Below are 19,339 nucleotides of genomic sequence, written 5' to 3' on the forward strand. Positions count from 1 at the left end.
CCCTTTAAAGCACTCTGACTTTTAAGATCTCGTCCCCTTGGGGAGTTATTAAGTGAGTCGCGCAAGCTAAACAAGGATCGAAGGAATGGATCGTCCGTAATAGTTCCAAAGGTTGATCTTCACGCAGGATAGGCGTATCCAGCAAAGAGGATTCATAAGGACCCTTTTGGCCGGAGTCATCTCTCGGAGATGCATTCCAAGTTGTCGGTACCACTGCTTGATAGCCACTTACTTTGCCCTGATTTATTTTAACCCAATGCCCTAAGGCACCTCGAGGAGCTTCAGCAAATCCGACGCCTTGGGCTTGAGAAGGCCATTTCTCAGGATCCCATTTTTCTCCGTTAAACGTCTGACTATCCCCTGCTTTAATATTCGCCACTAAGCCTCGGTAAAATCCAGTTAAATGATCCACTAAATATTTAGCCTCTAAAGCTCTGGCCAGAGTACGTCCCAAGGTTGAATAAAGTGCGGGGACCGGCAGATTTAAACGATGAAGTGCCTCATCGACCAACCCTTTGATCTCTTGATTTCCTCGGGCATATGCTACAACAAAACGGGCTAAAGGCCCTACTTCCATGGGCCGACCTTGCCAACGAGGTGTTTTTATCCAACTATACCCTTTTTTCTCGTCGAGATTGCTATAAGGTGGGAGAGGCCCATTGTACAAAGCTTCTGTTTTTCCTTGCCAAGGATGCAATCCTGCTTTGGGATCATCATAGCGATACCAAGAATGAGGAACAAATTCCTGAATTTGCTTAGGGTCTTTCAGATCAATATCATGGACTTTGCTTAAATCACGATCCAAAACTACCCCACCTGGAAAAAGAAAACTCTCGGGTTCACGGATATCCACCGTCGGAATCCCGCCATAGGCTAGGTAGTTTACTCCGCCTCCTCCATAGAGATCTTGCTTGTAATAACTTGCAATGGCAAAAATATCTGGTATTAGTACCTGATCGACGAAAACCTGAGCTTCATCGATCTTAGTTTTCACCAAATTTAAGCGTTCCATATTGATAACATCGTTGTCATCCATATTCAGGGTGCTGGCCATTCCTCCAACTAAATAATTAGGGTGGGGGTTTTTCCCTCCGAAAATGGTATGGATCTTAGCCACTTCTTTTTGCCACATTAGGGCTTCAAGGTAATGGGCGACCCCAATTAAGTTTGCCTCCGGGGGAGCCGGTAAGCAGGATGCCCCCAATACGCATTGGCGAAAATGCCAAGTTGACCGCTGTCTACGATTGTTTTCACCTTGTTTTGCACATCTCGAAAATAACCGTCGGAAGAATTCGGCCAGTTCGAGATTGAACGAGCTAGAGCACTCGTTTGAACCGGATCAGCTTTCAGAGCACTTAGGACATCGATCCAGTCAAAACCATGCAAATGGTAGAAATGGATCACATGGTCTTGGACATATTGTGTAGCCGTCATAATATTGCGGATCAAATTGGCATTTTTAGGAATCCTTATGTCCAAGGCGTCCTCAACAGCTCGTATAGAGGCTAAGGCATGAATATGGGTACATACGCCGCAGATTCTTTGCACAAAGGCCCACACATCCCGAGGGTCCCTATTTTCAACAATTTTTTCAATACCGCGAAAGATTGTACCTGCACTGATAGCATCCGTAATCCGATTACCTTTAACCACTGCTTCAATACGCAAATGCCCTTCAATTCGGGTAATAGGGTCAACGACGATTCTTGTTGCCATGGTTCGCTTCCTTTCAAAAGAAAACTCTTGATTCTCAGTCCCTATTCTTTCCTAATCTCCTCTGGATCTCCATCTTTCTTAGCCTGCATTTCTCTGTGCTTTACAATCCCGGTCAGCCCGGCATGGGCTGCGACCGCAATCCCAGCTACACCAAGCACATCTGCGCCTACCTTATCAACATCCTTTCCGATGGCGTTGTTGGGGATTTTGGCTAAATGGGTATAAAATGGGGTGTTATCAAAAAAATTATTTTCCGAACACCCAATACAAGGGTGACCCGATTTAATGGGATAGCTTACTCCATCATTCCATTCTGTAATTGCACAAGCATTATAGGTCGTAGGACCTTTGCAGCCCATTTTGTAAAGACACCACCCTTGTTTAGCGCCATCATCGTCGAAGGACTCCACAAACTGACCTGCATCAAAAAAAGCTCGCCGTACACAATTGTCATGCACCCGATGCTGGTAAAACGCCTTGGGCCTGCCCTGATTCGTCAGCTCCGGTATCTTGCCATAGGTAAGATAGTGTACGATCGTTCCGGTGATGACTTCCGCAATAGGCGGGCAACCTGGAACATCGATGATTGGCTTATTTTTAACGACCTTGCGAATCGGAACCGCTTGCGTGGGATTGGGATAGGCCCCTTGAACACAGGCATTAGTAGCACAAGACCCATAGGCAATCACGGCGGCTGCCCCATCTGCCGTTTGCTTTAAGAGCTCCGTCGCCGATACCCCGCCGATCGTGCAATAAACCCCTCCGTTTCCTAAGGTCGCGCTTCCTTCTACAACCAAGATGTATCCGCCCGGATAATCTTTCATTGTTTTCAAACGAACGTCTTCAGCTTGTTTACCAGCGGCTGCTTGAAGCACTTCCATGTAATCCAAGGAAATCATATTAAAAATGAGGTCTGACACTAACGGATGGGCAGAACGCAAGAACGATTCCCCACAACATGTACATTCCTGCAAGTTAAGATATATCACAGGCAAACGTGGTTTAGACTGGAGGGCCTGAACGATCTTCGGAAACTCGGCTGCATCTAAGCCCAACATTGCACCCATTAACGTACAGAATTTGAGGAAGTCTCTCCTTGATACTCCTTTGCGGCGAGCCCATTGATAGTAGCTCTCAGATTTGGGCATATTCTCCCTCCCTCGACGAAAATTCTTCGATCTTTCATTATCCACCTTAGTGTTCGTCGATCATTGAAAATTATTCCATGACAATGTCTGCCTAAGAATCTTTACAAACGTCAAGAGCCTTGCACATTTCAAGATGAAACGTGCAAGGCTCTTGATATTATTGATTAGCAGGATTATCCTGCTATCCAACCAACTTTGAAGCCAGCAAGGTAGCGACTATGTTGTTCAAAGAGTGCAAAGCAACCGAAGGATAAAGAGATTTGTATTTGTCAAAAAGGTACACTAAGACGATCCCCAAGATAAAGCGCGGAAAAAATCCATAGGCTTGGAAATGAAGTCCTGAAAAGATCGCGGCACTAATCACTGCAGCCGTCCATTTACCGCAATAAGTCCGCAAGCTTCCAAAAATAAGTCCTCGAAACAGAGTTTCTTCTATCACAGGAGCTAAAACACCCGCTAACACTAAATTCAGCAGCAAGGAAAGTCCTGATGATTGTCCCAGCAGCTTTGTGTAAACATCGGTTGTCGGCGGGGTCATTCCCTGTTTGTAGAGGAAAAGAGCATAACTAATGTTTATAACCCATGTAACCCCATAGATTCCTAGAATGTTCAGAAAGATTTTCCGAAAGGATACGGATCTCCAGCCAAAATCCGACCAATGCCAATGTCGTATTGCCTTAAGAAGCCAAATCAGTAGGGCAAAAGATAGCTGGGTTAGAAAGGCATTTAAATACATTAACACACGTTCATTGGGCCAACGATCCATCAACCAAACGGTTCCTAAGGCCAAAATAATATAGATACCTACAATTCCACCCAAGACAGTTACTAAGTCAACCCAATTCAACGTTCGTTTTTGAAAAGGATATTCTGATCGAGGGCTACTCAGGTTAGTTCTTTCATCGCTATTGACATTAGCTCTTTTATCGATAGCCGGCTCGGTTCCTTCGTCCATACTCACGCTCCTTCCATTCTTACTTTGGACACATAGTTTCCAAATAATTTTCCCAAACTAGTTTAAAGGGAGGAATTTATATGCATCCAACGGAGATAACACTTCAAGTCTACCATCGTTATTTTAAAATTCCCATCGAGAGTTATTTAAATACCGTTGCTGAATTTCTCGATCCCTGGGAAGAACGCGCCTATCAGCATTTTGTCCATCAATATCTTGAGACTACAAAGGACAGTGGTATTGTAGGCATGGTGAGGCAAGAAAAGGATGAAAACTACGTATATCTTGATGCAGCAGTGCGGTATCCAATAAACCACACAAAAGACTATGGAGTTGTTCAGGAATGACTATATTGGTTTAGGCCTAAATGAGCTGTTTCAGAAGCTAGGCTACTTTCTATATCATAGTTAGGAGAAGCTTTGCTAAGTCGTCAACACTCGAGACAAAATAATCCGGGGCAGCAGCCTTTAGTTCATCTATCGTTCCATAACCATAGCCTACGGAAATAACCTCAATGTTATTGGATCTGGCCCCTTGAACATCATACCGACGATCCCCAATCATGACTGTTTTGGATAGTGATTGAGCAGGCACTCGTGTCAAGACCTCTCGGATTAAATCATCCTTTTCCACTAATTTGCCGTTCAATTCACTTCCCATCATAACACTAAAACAGTCCGCTAAGGAAAAATGCCGAAGAATTTTTTCCGCAAAGACCTTTGGTTTGGAGGTTGCCAAAAAGTTCTGACAGCCCATTTCCTTTAATTTGGCTAATAATTGTGGAATTCCCGGATAAACGATATTTTCATACATTCCTATGTCCCGATAACGCTCACGATAAAAGGTTACGGCTTGGTCGAGTAAGAGGTCATCATTCGTCTGAAGTAGGATTTTAAAGCTTTCTTTTAAAGGCGGCCCAATAACCCACTCCAAATCGTCTTCGTGGGGAAAGGTCAAGCCTAACTTTTGAAGCGCATACTGTACAGAGCGAGTAATTCCTTCTTTGGGATCGGTTAACGTCCCATCAAGGTCCCAAAGTAATAGTTCAAAATGCATGACAGCCCCTCCATCTAATTTTCCTTATATTACCCGGATGGATTTCAATTAAAAAGGTAAATCTAAAATGTAAGAAAGGAGGATTATCTATGTTCTATCACCAAAGACAACACTACCATTCTCATGGATTGTTTTTTGTTCTTAGTCTCATTGCAGCCTTTTGGTTAGGGCGAAAATCTGAGCAATGCGGTTATACCATCGTGTCACGAGGGAATAGATACTCAGATGCGGATGAAAGCGACGAAATGGATGTCATGAATGATTCCCCGGTCGGAAATACGTATCCAAGGTAGTTTAGAAAATTACCAAACTGTTTAGGCACCTCACATAATCTTCTACTATCCCAAATGTCTTAATCGACAATTTTCAGTAATAGCTTTAACTATACCTAACTTAACAATGGATTGCTAGGGTAAATTCAAAACTCCGAGCCTTACTCGGAGTTTTAATTTGTTTTAGACTTTAATAAAGAAAATTTGACTGACGCCCAAAGACACTGTCTTCGCACTTGTTAGCCATAGGCGAACGGCTGTGTAGTTGCACTTATAATGTAGAAAGTATTTAACGAAGTTATACTTTCTGTTCGACTAGTTTAAAAAATCCGCTGTAGACCTTTTTTCAGACGATCTTCAATAGGGTCTGTCCGAAAAAGGTCATTTGCTTTACTGGAACATAGGCTAAACCGCTATCCAGAGATAATGGGGAACACCTTCGCAGAAGGTCAGGCCATGCCTCCATTGATCCTGATCCTAAATTATCGAACAAGGCGACGACCTTCTCTACGGCTCCGTCAAACAGTTGACCTAAGCTCATCTCATACGTTTCTCCTGTCACAGGGTGGCGCCATTGCAATTCGGAATCAAAAAAGGATAAATTGAACCGTTGAGGATAGAACAAGGCTTCCTGCTTCTCCGCGGATGGATGTCCCAAACGCCGATAAAGTCCCAAAATTTGTCGAGGGGTTGACCAGCGGAAGGCCGTCTGCAGAAAGCGGTGGTTCCGCCAAGCAGCTTTAAAATGCGCTGGAATACTTTTATCCTTATTATAGGTATAGTGATCTACCAATAATTGCAAGGCCTGCTCTCCGACTTCACCCGCCTCTCGCCAAAGGTGGATTAAGTCCGAAGGATATTCCAACGGATCAACGGCCTCCAGCCAAAGATCAATAGCAGTCTCTAATAAACGATGACGGAATACGGCCTTCCCTCGTTCTTCAGATACTGCTGCAAAATAATTTCCACTCATATAATAAACCATCGGATGAAAGGTGCTGTCCGCAACAAAATGAGTTAACATACCAAGCAGAAAAGCTAACAACGGCTGTTTCTCATTCCGGCAAAGAGCTGCCTCCATCATTTCGATGAGCGGCAGTAAAGTATTCTCTCCGTCTACCCCATGGAGTTGGTTGGATATTCGCTCTATGCTCGCTTCCGGCGGCTGAGACAAATCATAAAAGGCTATGTCGTGCGCAATAGCCCCTAAATAAAAAAGAGCCGGATTGCTCGCGATCAGCTTTCCAATCTGTGCTGGAGCTCCCTTTTGCACGGCTGAGCAAGCGATGTGCCAATGCGTCAATTCCTTCGGCACAAAACCCCTCCTCTCTTTAGAAGGTATTCTATATAAAAAGAATAATCTCCTGCTATTATTTTAGATTACTCTTTTACTAGATACCCTTCCTCCTTTGCTGATATTTATGTGTAAGCGAAAGTCTTAAAAGAGAGGCATGCAACTTAACTAATACCGTCCATATTCTTGAAAATTAGCACACACTGTGTGAGAATGATTTGTAAAGAGGAGGTTTAGTGCTGTGGTAAGAATTTCAGAGCTAGAGAGTGGATATTACTGGAAACACATGGGCATGTCCATCATCGAACATGAGGGCAAAACCCAAATTATTATGGAAATTAATGATAATCTTAAACAATTCTTTGGAAATGTTCACGGAGGGGTTCTCGCCGGGTTGTTAGATAGCTCAATTGCCGTGGCTGTAAATCAACAATTAGATCCAGAAGTAGGTGCTTCAACGGTAGAAATGAACATCAATTACTTGCGTCCAGTTAATGTTGGAACCCTGCGAGCTGAAGGAAAGGTCATCCGAAAAGGGCGCAACCTCATCGTTGGTCAAAGTGAAATTAAAGATGATGCGGGTAATCTGGTCGCCATTGGAACTGCAACCTTTATGGTTACTCAACCTAAACGCTGATCTTGATTTTTTTCGCAAATATTAATATTTATTTTCGTATTCTAATTAAAGAGTTCTTTAATCATTTTGAAAATAAAAAATATTAATAATTAATTGGATACATGACTTTAAGTTTTCTAAATAATAAGGGAGGGCACTTATTGATCTCATATTCAATGAGACAATAAGCGCCCTCCCTTATCTAAACTTATCCAACTCTATTGCGTAATGTATCTGAATCTTGCTTTTGTTAATGTATAACAAACAGAAATTTATCCACGCCCCAAAAAACAACCATTCCAAAAAGAATTCCTAAAAAAAGATTAGGAATCCTGCGCGCAAAAAGAAACGTCAGTATTCCAGCCCATAAATAAGGATTGTGAATCACGGCAATGGACCCGCCGGGAGTCACCAACTCCGGAATCACTAAAGCGGCCAACAAAGCGATTGGAACAAGCTCAATAAAATCCCGAGCAAAGCCTTGAACATTCTTGCCTTTAAACAAAAGAAACGGCAGGACACGCGAACCATAAGTAACCAAAGTCATGAATAGAATCGTTTCGAAGAATTGGATCGACATAGCTCACCTCTCTCAACCCGAACGGCAAAATTGTCATAGTTGATCGTTTACCTGCCTATTTTGGGCATCTCTCCGCTGCCAAAGCGCCCCAATCCCCGCTGCGAGAACAACGCTTAGAATCAGATAGATTTTCCCTGGAAGGAGCAATTTAAAAACAACTGCTAAAGTCCCGGCAAGAAGGTAGGTCATTAAGTTCTTTTTCGATAATGACGAAACCGTTAAGATAATAAATAAAGCTAAAAGTGCGAACTGAAAACCAGAAAACTGAACGGGCAGCCATTTCCCGATCAAACCTCCTAAGATAGTAAAAACAACCCACGAAGCAAAGGCACCCGAATTGATCCCTAACATAATCCGACGGCGCTGTTCTTCCCCAACGACCTCTTTAAGAATTCTCGAATTAAGTACAAAGGTCTCATCGGTAAGCCCTTGGGCTAAACCTAATGACCATGGTAGCGTTCTTTCTGGGAAAAAATGCACAACGGACAGACTCATAAGTACATGACGAATATTAATGATTAAAGTAGTCAGACCTATCACCCAGGCAGTTGCACCTTGGTGAATCATTTCGATGGCAATAAACTGCGAGGCGCCAGCAAATACGAAACAGGACATCAGTCCTGCTTCCCAGAAACTTATCCCAAACTGTGTCGCCAAGATTCCAAAGGTCACTGCGACAGGAACATATCCGACCACAATGCTCAAAGATTGACGCAGCCCATAAACAAAACCTTTATCAATATCCGATGTTACCGCAGTACTCATAGAACTACCTTCTTGATAACGTCTATAAAGTTTGGATAGGAGACATCCGCGGCAGACATATCTTCCACACTAACTCCTTCTTTGGATAACATGCCGACAATAGCCCAAGCCATAGCTAAACGATGGTCTCCAAAACTGCTGGCTTCTCCGCCTCGTAAGGCTGGTTGGCCTTGAATTCTCATCCCATCTGGAAGTTCCTCGATCTTAGCCCCTAAAGCATTCAGACCTTGCGCAACTCTCTGGATGCGGTCTGTTTCTTTAACTCTTAGTTCTGCTGCGTCGCGAATGACAGTTTCTCCTTCAGCAAGGCTTGCAGCCACAGCCAAAATGGGGATTTCATCAATCAGACGTGGAATCATGTCTCCTCCAAGTTCGACTCCTTTTAGCTGTGAAGGACGAACCCGCAGTGTCGCGCGTGGTTCACCGCATAATTCCGAACTCTCTAACAGTTCTATATCTGCTCCCATTGCCTGTAAAACATCAATGATTCCTGTTCGAGTCGGGTTAATTCCGACATCTGGCAAGATGATCTCACCCTGTCTCATTAAACTTCCCAATACAAGGAAAAATGCTGCCGAGGATATATCTCCTGGAACAAAAACTTTTTGGCCTGTCAGGCGTGCGCCGCCCCGCACTTTAACGAAGGTTTCAGCGCTGTCAACTTCAACACCGAACCCTCTGAGCATCCGCTCGGTATGATCCCGTGATAGTGAAGGTTCCTGCACGCTCGTTTCTCCGTTTGCCCTTAAACCGGCTAACAATATAGCTGATTTTACTTGGGCAGAAGCCACTTCAGTGTGGAACGATTGTCCCTGCAGCTGACCGCCCATCATCGTTATGGGTGCCATGTTGCCTCCAGACCTTCCCAGAATACTTGCCCCCATCTGCTTTAAGGGCCCGGTGACCCGCCGCATAGGCCGAGAACGCAGAGAATCATCTCCACTCAAGGTAACCGAGAAGGGACTTCCTGCTAAGACTCCAAGCATCAGCCTGAAGGTCGTACCCGAATTTCCGGCATCCAAAACGTTTGTCGGCTCCTGCCACGCTTCCATACCTTTCCCTCGAATCCAAACTTCGGTTCCTTGCCTTTCCCAAACTACGCCGAGTTGTTTTAAACACCGAAGCGTGCTCAAGCAATCTTGTCCTAATAAAAAATTTGTAACATGGGTCTCTCCAAAAGCCATTCCGCCCATAAGAGCAGCCCGATGAGAGATGGATTTATCTCCGGGGACTCGAATTTCACCCTCAACTCCGGCGATCGGTCTAATAAATACGCCTCCCATTGGTATTCCTCCTATCGTTTCTGTCATATACCAAATCAGAGGTCGGCTCGAATATTGTGAGCAAGCCGAAACTCCTCTGCGATCTTCTCGCCATCCTCATTTTGTAGGAATTCGCGAAATTCTTTCACTCTTTTTTCCCAAAGTGTAAGACCATCAAGGATTGACTTAGAATTCCTGACCATGATTTCTTTCCACATCTCCGGAGAACTGTCAGCAATGCGTGTCAATTCCCGAAAGCTCCGACCTGCTAAGGACAATAGGGATTCTCCTTCTTGGGAAGCATCCTTGGCGGCTAACGTCAACGTGACTGCTAAGATATGCGGAATGTGACTGACCATAGCGACATGCCGATCATGAAGCGAGGGTTCTCGAAGCTCTACTTTCGCGCCCATCGCCAGAACAAGCTGAACAAGTTTTTGAAGGACAGGATCTGGACAGTCCGCTGCTGGAGTTAATACGTAGGGATAACCACGAAAGAGGTTGGGGTCTGCGGCTTCAAACCCCGATTGTTCCGAGCCCGCCATCGGGTGGCCCCCCACAAAATAAACATCTGAATCCTTAAAACTCTCTTCCTGCCACTTTCGGCAAACCTCGGATTTGATGCTTCCCACATCCGTAATAATAACTCCTTTCGGAATTTTGGCCATCAAGTGTTTAAAGCCCTTCATTAATTCTTGGAGAGGAAGCGCTAAAACGATAAGGTCTACATCTAAATACTCCGGAACAGCCGACCAGCCTTCTTGAAGCCAGCCACGACGAATAGCCTCTGCAATACTCGCCTCTTCAGTGTCAACAGCAGCGACGTCCCAGCCAAGATGGTGTAACCCCCCTGCCCAAGACCCACCAATTAATCCCAACCCAAAGATGCAGGCCTTCGGAACTCGAAGGCCTGACCATCCCGGTGTTAGAATATCCACAGGTTGCTCTAACACGAACTCACTCCCCCTAATGGGCGACCAAGCGCTTGACTTAATCCGGCTAAATCCGCCATCATAATATTAAATTTCTCCGGTGTTAAGGATTGCTTGCCATCGGATACGGCCTTTTCCGGATGGGGATGAACTTCAACGATCAGACCATCAGCCCCGGCTGCCAAAGATGCCTTAGCCATGGGATGGACCAGCTGCCACCGTCCAGTTCCGTGGCTTGGGTCAACGATGACCGGTAAATGCGAGAGAGAATGCAGCGCAGGTACCATAGTTAAATCCAAAGTGTTGCGCGTATAACTTTCAAAGGTGCGAATTCCCCGTTCACAGAACATAACTTGGTAGTTTCCGCCATCCATAATATACTCTGCCGCCATCATCCACTCTTCTAACGTTGCTGAAGGTCCTCGTTTCAAAAGGACTGGCTTTCCAGACTTCGCTGCCTCCTTGAGCAAAATAAAGTTCTGCATATTCCGAGCTCCAATTTGAAGAATATCTGAATAATGGGCAACAAGGGAAACATCTCGGGCATCAATAACTTCCGTAACGACCATAAGTCCGGTTTCTTCACGGGCATCCGCCAAATAACGCAGTCCCTCTTCCTCTAATCCCTGAAAAGAGTAAGGGGATGTACGCGGTTTAAACGCTCCGCCACGTAAAAATGTCGCGCCAGCCTCGCGAACAGCGTGAGCTGTCTCCAAAATCTGGGCTCTGCTTTCGACGGCACAAGGTCCTGCCATCATATGAACCTTATTTCCGCCTATTTCATGCTCGCCAATTCGAATGATACTGTCTGTAGGGTGAAATTCACGGCTAACCAATTTATACGGCGCCAAAATCGGCACGACTTTTTCTACCCAGGGCAAAGCTTCTAAATCAAGGGCCTCGATTCGCGTGCGGTCTCCGACAGCACCAACAATGGTTTTTTCAACTCCTTGGGAAAGGTGTACTTTGAATCCCTCTTCCGTCAATCGCGTCGAAACCTCTTCAACCTGCTCAGCTGTGGCACCTTTTTTTATGACAATAATCATTTTCCCTACCCCTTTCAACCATACTACTTTATTGTATAACCATTTTTCTACCATTCTACTAATGACATGTTAGATCGTTTAGATGTTCCCCGCTGTTGAAATTTTTACTCAACCCTCCTTTAAAAAATTATAAAAAAACACCCCTAAATAGAGGGTGCCTTCATTCATAAATTGCGCCCATCCTACTATCCTACGATCGCTTCCTTATAAACCTAACAAACGATCACCAATATTATTGAATACCATTCTACATAAGCTTTGCCTAACAAAGCCCATTAAATTATCCCAGAGTTATAAATTGAAACTATCTTACCACAGAGAAGGCTGTCTCTACAACCCCTAAACAAGAAAATCTAATCAATTGTTTCTAAAAGATCTTTGCGTAAAGCCGCTGCCTCCCGCAAAAAAATGTGCCGAATTTCCCTTTGCGTAGACGTGCTATTGACATGTATTAAGACACGAATACAGCGCGGAAGGGAACCGGGCACCGGTATTTCCGTAGCACATAACAAAGGAACTAACTGCCAGCCGATCGCACGGGCACTTGATGCAGGGAAATCTGCATTAAGATCCGACGTCACTGTGAAAATCGCGCTGATCAAGTCTTCTGTGCTTAAGTGATTTTCAACAAGGATCATCTGCAAGAGTTCTTTCGTTGCTTCCTGAATTTCTCCTGCATCATTGGAATTTACGGTAGTTGCACCTCGAATTCCCCGTACCATATAGGTTCCCCCCTCTATTCTTTAGGAGCGACACGATGTCCCAGGCCTACGGCCACTTCGTCTAAATGCAGCAACCCTATACCAAAAAAGACGGCAACACTCAAATGGTCATCTTGACGTGCAATTCCGATCTTCCCGCCAATATTTAAACCCATTGCTTTATTCATAATTTGGCTTAAAGCTTCTCGTGTAGCACCTGCTACTGCGCCTTCGTCGCCATGCGTTTCATGGATGGCCCCTTCGCGTTTGGCCGCTACGATCGCGCGTTCAACAATCTTTCGCACTGAATTGATATACTCTCCGCCATAATCCACTGCAGCAGTTTTAACGCCTTGCCGCTGATAAAATTCTTTCAAATGGGCTTCTTCTTCTCTGCTCTCTGTCATTGCCATTTTTAAGGCAGCGAGCGCTATTTTCTTGCTTTGTGCCATCATCCCGTTCTTCCTTTCCCAAACCTAAGATCTTATATAACTCCTACCATTCTACCCTCCTTCTATTGAAGAGTAAACTCTTCTGATGATTGAATTATAGCCCTCTGATTCTTGATTTGCAACATTACGGACTAACAGTGAAGGTCTGAATAGTACCGGGCAAAACCACTATTTGTGTTTGTCGTGGCTCCATCAATCCTTCATTATTCATGATAATCTGTACCTTTATCGCCTGAGAAACATTCGTGCCATCCAGCTGAATCTGTCCCGTTTGAGCATTGATACGCTGTTCTCCTTTAATCAAAGTTGTAATGATTTTTCCATTTTGAAGAACACGTATCTGAGCAGCAGGGACTGCTTTTAAGGTCAATTGCCAGGTATCCGGCTTATTCGTCGCCAGTGAAGGTAAATCAAGGGGAGGGGATTCCACCTTTGTCGCTACAGACATGTAAAATTGCAGAGGATCACGTACAACGCTCAGCTGCATTACGACAAGTATTACCGAAGCCAGAACCATTACCCGAATGACACGGCGCTCTCCTTGCTGAACACTATTCCAAAGCCATTCCAATAAGCTAACTCTTCTACGCACAAACACCACCTCGGAAAGAGTGTATGCACGAAGCATCTTTATCAGACCTGAGAAAATGCTTCCTCAGTCACAGCTCGTCCGGCTCGGAAACCCATTGCAAAGGCAGCCTGTAAATTATACCCGCCTGTTATCCCATCAACATCCACAACTTCTCCAGCCCAATAGAGCCCCTCTACGCATTTTGAGGCCATTGTTTTGGGATTAATCTCTTTAACGTCAACTCCTCCGGCAGTAACAATAGCGGTTTCAATCGAGAGCGTATCCGTAATTGTAAGAGTTAACCCTTGCAGCAAAGCAACCAAACGTTTTCGTTCTTCACGGCTGATTTGATGCACGACTCCTTCCGGGTTAATCCCGCTCAAGTGAATGATGACTGGAATCAGACTTTGAGGGAGCAGGTCGTCAAGGGCATTTTTAAATTGTTTATTGCTATACTTTTGAAAGTCCCTTTGGACTCGGGCGTCCAATTGTTCAAAGGTAAGCGCCGGCTTCAAATTGATTTGCAGTTTAACCGATTCACCCTTGCCCAAGGCTTCCCCAGCTTGACGGCTTATGGTTAAAATAATGGGGCCAGATACCCCAAAATGAGTGAAAAGCATTTCCCCAAACTCTGCTGCCTTTTTCTTCCCGCCGATCCACAAGGAAGCTTCTACATTTTTGAGGGACAGTCCCTGCAGTTCTTTGACCCAAACTTCAACCGCTTTAAGAGGGACTAAAGCCGGTCGTGGCGTGATCACCTTGTGCCCCAGCTTGCGGGCAAAGCGATAGCCATCGCCCGTTGATCCGGTAGCCGGGTATGAACATCCTCCAGTGCAGACGATCACGGCCGGTGCATAAAACCGCTTTTGACCAAGTCCTTGTACTCCTATGACTCGCCCATTTTCAACAAGAATCTCCTCTACTGTAATCCCAGTAAGTATCGTGACTCCCATTTCTGTCAGAAAGGCAGCCAGAGCTTCAACAACGTTTTCAGCATCATCTGAAACGGGAAAAACGCGCCCACCTCGTTCGACTTTTGTCTCCACTCCATAGTGTGCCAAAAATTGCCGTAAGGCAACATTATCAAACTCCCGCAATATACCATGTAAAAAGCGTCCGTTTCCTGGATAATTGCGAATAAAATCCGAGACATTTTCTTCATTGGTTATGTTGCAGCGGCCTTTACCGGAAATGGCAATTTTCCTGCCCAATCGTTCCTTTTTCTCAAGCAGCAAAACGTTCTTGCCGTTTTTTGCTGCCTGCCCTGCTGCCATCATGCCAGCCGCTCCGCCGCCAACTATAATAACCTGATAATCTTTCATCCTTTATTCCTTTCAGTTTGGCAATGTTCCCATAGTCCTGAGCTTTTGCCCTTGAAACTCAGGTGTGCTAAAATTAGCCATATCTAAAATACATTTAAGAAAACTACTAATTTCAGGAGGAATGTTTCAATGAGTCTTGACCCACGGACGATTGTAATAGCCCAAATATCAGCAGCTGTAGCCTGTAATGCGCTTGCTTCACTTCGTGTCGCGATCACGGAAGCTTTAGAAATGGGCGTTAACTCAGCTGAGATCCAAGAAATCATAAGCTTGGCCTCGGCGATTCAACAGCAGCCGATAACTCATGTAACCCATTTAACGGAACAGCTCTTACGCGAACCTAGGAAAAAGACCCACGAACATAGTGCTCATTGCGGGTGTGGCGGTCACCATGCGTGAGTTGGCGCGGCGTCAATGCTAACGTTCTATCAACATATTCAATCAATCCATACTCCCTTGGTAGATAATTTTTTTATTCTCATAAGCTTTTTAGGCAGTGAGCCGACTTATATTTTCTTAATTACACTTCTCTATTGGAATATTGATAAGCGCTTCGGCTTTCGTCTTGCAACCTTATTCTTAACTTCCATGGCTTTTAATGGTCTGCTAAAAGATCTGTTTAACATACCTCGCCCTATTGGGCAACCAGGTGTCCGCTCTCTCTATCTTTCTTCTGCTGCCGGAAGTTCTTTCCCCAGCGGACATAGTCAAGGGGTTGCTACCTTTTATCCCTACATATGGAACCGTTGGCGATCCCAAAAGCGCTGGTTAGGAATTGGAGTATTTATGATCCTTGGTGTTGGTTTTTCCAGACTCTACCTAGGTGTTCACTGGCCTGGAGATGTTTTAGGAGGATATCTAATAGGAGCTTTGATGGTATTTGGTTTTCAGCGGCTGGATGAACGCGTATTAAAACTTCAAATCTCGCTGCGCTTAAAACTATCCCTTACTATCATACTTCCCTTGTTGTTCCTCTTAATTTACCATACCCGCCAAGGGTTTCAAATGGTAGGCTTTGTCAGCGGATTCACCAGCGGCTATTTTCTGGAAGATTATTATCTCGACTATCGGGAACGTACCAGAATTGTCGTATCCCTATCAAAAACTCTTTTAGGTCTCTGTGTTTTAGGAATTTGGGTCTGGCTTTGGCACCCGTTCACCCTTAGTTACTCTTGGATTTACCTCCCCGTTCTTGCAAGCGGAGGATTATGGACATCCTTTGGCGCACCATACACCTTCCGCCGCTTGAAGTGGGAAAGTCCCTTAGAGGAAGAAAGAACCTCTTCCTTGGGGATCACTCGTTGAACAGACTAAGCATAATTCTGAGTTGTCAAAAATTCGTTTCCCACATTGTTTACAATATAGGGGACTCCCTTCGTGGATCAATACCTTACCCACTAACAAACGATGGGTTAACATTTTCGTCGTAAATGACAGAGCTTTAGATCGGCAAACTTCCACACAGCGATTGCAGTGAACGCATTTCTGAGGCTCTAATATGAGTTTCATCGAGATAATTTTGTCTTCTTGCATAGACTCTTTAGCCTTCGGATCAGGGTCCCACTCCTCAGTTTTTTGCAGAGCACCCTGCGGACAAATTGATGCACAAACCCCACAATTCGTGCACAACTCAGTGACAGCTAATGCAGGGAAGGGTATCTTTACATCAGGGTATTTTTCCAAGACTTGCACTAGCTCTTGTCGACCTTTAGGTATGGGATAGGTCTGATCGGCAGTTAAGTTAGGCAACCATTCTTCAACTTTTTTTAGGCTTTTCTGACGCCAGTTTTCTCTCTGTGCGACTGTTTTAGAAGCCACTGTATTAATTTTATTAGCTACGGCTGCTTGACCATCATCAGGATGTACTTGGATATGAACTTCCGCGTGATCCGGCCAAGACGCATGGACCTGTTTAAACGCCTGCACGCTTGTAGCGCAAGCGGAGCGATCCCCACACGCGGCACAAACTCCTGTAACAATCGTTACAGGTTTTTCCTTGGCCCATAGTATTAAAGAAGTCCAACCATCTCTGTCAAACATGCCAAGACAAGGAATCTCAAAGCCTCCAGGCAAAGCCTGAGGACAATTCAGGCGAATTTCATCTGCCTCGTTCAGATATTCATGAAGCTTACCGATCGTGACATCGACAAAACCATCACTTGGGCAAACAGCCATGCAAGCCCCACATTCGGAACATTTCTGGGCATCTATTTGTCGAGAGTCTGAGATTGCTTGATACGGACAGATATCAATACACAATCGACAAGTAGTTGCATAAGGTTTTTTGGCATTCAGGCAATTTCCGTTATGATAAACTATTTGACAAGTCATGATTTAGACCCTCACTATTCTGACTAGTGTAAAAAAGGCGGGAAACACATTGATAGTGTTTCCGCCTTTTCTATTTGTAATTACGAAGCAGGTCCTTTGCCAATTCATTTTCAACGCCAATTAAGTGATCTAACATTAATTTTTGGGCTTTCTCGACATCATGAACTTTAATCGCGTCATAGATTGCAAAATGCTCGTCGTATAATCTCTGCGGTTTATTTTTATCGACTGCAAGCTTATCTCGACTAGTTTTCAGGGTTATTCGCATCGTATCCGAGATTGTGTTCATAAGGCGAATTAAAATTTTATTGTGTGTGGCTTTGGCAATTGAATAATGAAAACAATGGTCAGCCTCTTCTCCGGTTCGCTCTAAGTCAAGGTCCATGCGCATGAGATCCAGGTATTTGTACATCTCACGGACCTCGTCTTCTGCCGCCCTCTCCGCCGCTAACCCTGCCGCTTGAACTTCAAGAATCTTTCGAGCTTCATAAAGTTCCAAATCCGAGTCTTTTTCAATAAACAGCATCCAGGCCAGAGGAGCTACCACAGAGTCAACGTTTACCTGCCTAATGTACATGCCTTCACCTGAACGAACTTCTATTAGTCCCATTAACTCCAGCGCACTAACAGCTTCACGTATCGATGAACGGCTAACCTGAAACCGATCCACTAATTCTCGTTCTGACGGTAAACGATCGCCAGGTTTCAAATGCCCATCTATTACTAGCTGGCCAATTTGATCAACAATCTGTTCATAAATTTTTTGGGTCTTTATGGGTTTTAAAATCACCCTAGTCACTCCTTGTAAAGCCTTCTCCTTCAAAGATAAAAAGACAACACTATTATAATTATATAGAATATTTTATCACGCTATTGAGTTTATCACTAGTATGAAGCAAAATCCATATTTTTCATAATAAAAAGATGGAAACACTCGTCGTGTTTCCATATAACGCCTGTTTTATACAATTAACAAGGTTTTGTAAAGCTAATCTTGACCTGTCTTAACATAACTAGCTTTATTTTGTCTTAGCTTATTTCTTACCTGCTCGATAGGATTCAGCTAAAATTTGAACTGTATGCATAACCTGCTCCTGAATCCCGGCATTTTCTACCCCACTCTGCAATTGCAAGCGACAGGCAGGACAACCGGTTGCCACGGTATCAGTCTGAGTTTGGGCAATGTCCGCTGTTTTACGATCGGAAATTTGAACAGAAAGATCTGGATGAACGAGGCTGAAGGATCCAGCCATCCCACAGCAACGGCCTGGTTCTTTCATTTCTATCAATTCTACTCCCGGGATACTTTTCAAAATTTCACGCGGTTCTTTATTGATTCCTTGCCCACGATTTAAATGGCAAGGATCATGGTAGGTTACTTTACGATTAACGCGACCCAGGCCCTCTTTTTTAAAGGGTACTTTGTGGATTAAGAATTCAGAAATATCATAGGATTTCCCGGACCATTTCTTAGCTAAGGCACTAAATTCCGGATCATTTTCTAAGAGCTCCTGAAAAACATGTTTCCAAGCAGTTCCGCCTGAGGAACAGGCTACTACCAAAGCATCCGCGCCTTTTTCTCAAAAGCCCGTAAGTTGCGTCTTGCTAAAGCACGTGCCGAGACAATATCTCCATTAACAGAAGCAGGAATTCCACAACAACCTTGTCCTCGGGGGATGACAACTTCAATATCGTTTTCTGTTAAAACATCAACCACTGCTTTACCGATATCCGTGTAAAAATAGTTGATCATACAACCGGTAAAAAAGGCTACCCTCATTTTGGGGTTTTTAACCTGTATCACTTCAGGCAACTCTGAGCGTAAAGGCCGCTTGGCCAACATGGGAAAAACTTTTTCTGTCCCGATCCCAATATCAAAGCGCATTCGCGCTACTCGATCACTTTTATGCGGCAGATGCTTTAAGGCTACGCCCTGAAAAAGACTCCCCGTTTTCATACCAAAATCGAAAATCCGCTGCATTTTCAAAGCTGTAAAAGCAATCTTTTTAACTGGATGCAATCCTTTTTTTCGTACAGCTTCTGCTCGAGCTGCTAAAATTATTTTATCGAACCGGACTCCACACGGGCAGTTATTATTACAAGCCATGCAAGTGGTGCAAAGGGAAAAACGCTCTGCCATTCCCTCGGTCATTTCTGCATCCCCCGAAAGAATAAGTTCTGCTAAACTTATTTTCCCCCGCGCAACACCAACTTCTTTACGTGTCTCTTTGTAAATTGGGCAAACGGCCTGACAGTTGCCACATTTCATACATTTATGGAGTTCCTCGGTAATCGAATCCAAACTATCATATACGGACAC

At 44.4% G+C, this 19,339-nt stretch carries 19 protein-coding genes and 3 pseudogenes; 5 read left to right on the forward strand and 17 right to left on the reverse strand.

Annotation, left to right across the window (positions count from 1 at the left end; translation table 11 throughout):
• Positions 1 to 4: 4 nt before the first annotated feature.
• The 3 genes and pseudogenes from VZF35_RS03495 to VZF35_RS03505 all read right to left on the reverse strand — a co-directional run bounded on the left by VZF35_RS03495 (position 5) and on the right by VZF35_RS03505 (position 3,819).
• A pseudogene (locus VZF35_RS03495) lies at positions 5 to 1,716 on the reverse strand (nickel-dependent hydrogenase large subunit).
• A gap of 41 nt (positions 1,717 to 1,757) precedes the next feature.
• A complete protein-coding gene (locus VZF35_RS03500; protein ID WP_407311045.1) occupies positions 1,758 to 2,864 on the reverse strand; it encodes a hydrogenase small subunit in 1,107 nt (368 codons plus the stop codon).
• A gap of 181 nt (positions 2,865 to 3,045) precedes the next feature.
• Entirely contained in the window at positions 3,046 to 3,819 is a 774-nt protein-coding gene (locus VZF35_RS03505) for a CPBP family intramembrane glutamic endopeptidase (protein WP_407311047.1), read from the reverse strand.
• Between the two features lie 80 nt (positions 3,820 to 3,899).
• On the opposite strand from VZF35_RS03505, the gene VZF35_RS03510 reads away from it, so the two are divergent.
• Positions 3,900 to 4,166, forward strand: coding sequence for a hypothetical protein (locus VZF35_RS03510; RefSeq protein ID WP_407311049.1), 267 nt, complete (start codon positions 3,900 to 3,902; stop codon positions 4,164 to 4,166).
• A gap of 49 nt (positions 4,167 to 4,215) precedes the next feature.
• Here VZF35_RS03510 and VZF35_RS03515 read toward each other — a convergent pair whose 3' ends face one another.
• Complete coding sequence (locus tag VZF35_RS03515; RefSeq protein ID WP_407311051.1) at positions 4,216 to 4,875, reverse strand: HAD family hydrolase; 660 nt, start codon at positions 4,873 to 4,875, stop codon at positions 4,216 to 4,218.
• An 89-nt stretch (positions 4,876 to 4,964) separates the two neighbouring features.
• Here VZF35_RS03515 and VZF35_RS03520 point away from each other — a divergent pair, with 89 nt between their 5' ends.
• The gene (locus tag VZF35_RS03520) at positions 4,965 to 5,168 is read left to right on the forward strand and encodes a hypothetical protein (RefSeq protein ID WP_407311053.1); all 204 of its coding nucleotides are present in this window, start codon (positions 4,965 to 4,967) and stop codon (positions 5,166 to 5,168) included.
• A gap of 325 nt (positions 5,169 to 5,493) precedes the next feature.
• Here VZF35_RS03520 and VZF35_RS03525 read toward each other — a convergent pair whose 3' ends face one another.
• The gene (locus VZF35_RS03525) at positions 5,494 to 6,462 is read right to left on the reverse strand and encodes a zinc dependent phospholipase C family protein (protein ID WP_407311055.1); all 969 of its coding nucleotides are present in this window, start codon (positions 6,460 to 6,462) and stop codon (positions 5,494 to 5,496) included.
• A 220-nt stretch (positions 6,463 to 6,682) separates the two neighbouring features.
• Here VZF35_RS03525 and VZF35_RS03530 point away from each other — a divergent pair, with 220 nt between their 5' ends.
• Positions 6,683 to 7,078 (forward strand): PaaI family thioesterase, encoded by a 396-nt coding sequence (locus VZF35_RS03530; RefSeq protein ID WP_407311057.1) that lies wholly within the window; start codon positions 6,683 to 6,685, stop codon positions 7,076 to 7,078.
• Between the two features lie 229 nt (positions 7,079 to 7,307).
• On the opposite strand, the gene VZF35_RS03535 is transcribed toward VZF35_RS03530, so the two are convergent.
• The 9 genes from VZF35_RS03535 to VZF35_RS03575 form a co-directional block, all read right to left on the reverse strand.
• A complete protein-coding gene (locus VZF35_RS03535; protein WP_407311059.1) occupies positions 7,308 to 7,637 on the reverse strand; it encodes an AzlD domain-containing protein in 330 nt (109 codons plus the stop codon).
• A gap of 33 nt (positions 7,638 to 7,670) precedes the next feature.
• A complete protein-coding gene (locus tag VZF35_RS03540; RefSeq protein ID WP_407311061.1) occupies positions 7,671 to 8,402 on the reverse strand; it encodes an AzlC family ABC transporter permease in 732 nt (243 codons plus the stop codon).
• The gene (gene aroA / locus VZF35_RS03545; protein WP_407311063.1) at positions 8,399 to 9,685 is read right to left on the reverse strand and encodes a 3-phosphoshikimate 1-carboxyvinyltransferase; all 1,287 of its coding nucleotides are present in this window, start codon (positions 9,683 to 9,685) and stop codon (positions 8,399 to 8,401) included. Before aroA ends, VZF35_RS03540 begins: the two co-directional genes overlap by 4 nt.
• Positions 9,686 to 9,720: 35 nt before the next feature.
• Positions 9,721 to 10,617, reverse strand: coding sequence for a prephenate dehydrogenase (locus tag VZF35_RS03550; protein WP_407311065.1), 897 nt, complete (start codon positions 10,615 to 10,617; stop codon positions 9,721 to 9,723).
• Positions 10,611 to 11,642, reverse strand: coding sequence for a 3-deoxy-7-phosphoheptulonate synthase (aroF, locus tag VZF35_RS03555; protein ID WP_407311067.1), 1,032 nt, complete (start codon positions 11,640 to 11,642; stop codon positions 10,611 to 10,613). The genes VZF35_RS03550 and aroF overlap by 7 nt, the downstream gene beginning before the upstream one ends.
• A 353-nt stretch (positions 11,643 to 11,995) precedes the next feature.
• A complete protein-coding gene (gene aroH / locus VZF35_RS03560; RefSeq protein ID WP_407311069.1) occupies positions 11,996 to 12,364 on the reverse strand; it encodes a chorismate mutase in 369 nt (122 codons plus the stop codon).
• Positions 12,365 to 12,378: 14 nt separating this feature from the next.
• Entirely contained in the window at positions 12,379 to 12,798 is a 420-nt protein-coding gene (locus tag VZF35_RS03565; RefSeq protein WP_407311071.1) for a HutP family protein, read from the reverse strand.
• A 121-nt stretch (positions 12,799 to 12,919) separates the two neighbouring features.
• Complete coding sequence (locus VZF35_RS03570) at positions 12,920 to 13,387, reverse strand: hypothetical protein (RefSeq protein ID WP_407311073.1); 468 nt, start codon at positions 13,385 to 13,387, stop codon at positions 12,920 to 12,922.
• Positions 13,388 to 13,428: 41 nt separating this feature from the next.
• Entirely contained in the window at positions 13,429 to 14,688 is a 1,260-nt protein-coding gene (locus VZF35_RS03575; protein WP_407311075.1) for an NAD(P)/FAD-dependent oxidoreductase, read from the reverse strand.
• Positions 14,689 to 14,805: 117 nt separating this feature from the next.
• Between VZF35_RS03575 and VZF35_RS03580 the strand changes: the two are divergent.
• Positions 14,806 to 15,087 (forward strand): annotated as a pseudogene (locus tag VZF35_RS03580) (carboxymuconolactone decarboxylase family protein); the annotation flags it as partial.
• Positions 15,088 to 15,144: 57 nt separating this feature from the next.
• Positions 15,145 to 15,993, forward strand: a complete 849-nt coding sequence (locus tag VZF35_RS03585) for a phosphatase PAP2 family protein (RefSeq protein WP_407311077.1) — start codon at positions 15,145 to 15,147, stop codon at positions 15,991 to 15,993.
• Here VZF35_RS03585 and VZF35_RS03590 read toward each other — a convergent pair.
• From VZF35_RS03590 to VZF35_RS03600, 3 genes and pseudogenes are all read right to left on the reverse strand, one after another.
• Complete coding sequence (locus VZF35_RS03590; RefSeq protein WP_407311079.1) at positions 15,952 to 17,019, reverse strand: 4Fe-4S binding protein; 1,068 nt, start codon at positions 17,017 to 17,019, stop codon at positions 15,952 to 15,954. The genes VZF35_RS03585 and VZF35_RS03590 overlap by 42 nt on opposite strands.
• Positions 17,020 to 17,089: 70 nt before the next feature.
• Positions 17,090 to 17,809 carry a FadR/GntR family transcriptional regulator gene (locus VZF35_RS03595; protein WP_407311081.1) on the reverse strand — a complete coding sequence of 240 codons (720 nt, stop codon included), beginning with the start codon at positions 17,807 to 17,809 and terminating at the stop codon, positions 17,090 to 17,092.
• Between the two features lie 244 nt (positions 17,810 to 18,053).
• Positions 18,054 to 19,339, reverse strand: a pseudogene (locus VZF35_RS03600) ((Fe-S)-binding protein).

It is taken from the genome of Desulfosporosinus paludis (genome assembly GCF_045689965.1).
Taxonomy (GTDB): Bacteria; Bacillota; Desulfitobacteriia; order Desulfitobacteriales; family Desulfitobacteriaceae; genus Desulfosporosinus; species Desulfosporosinus paludis.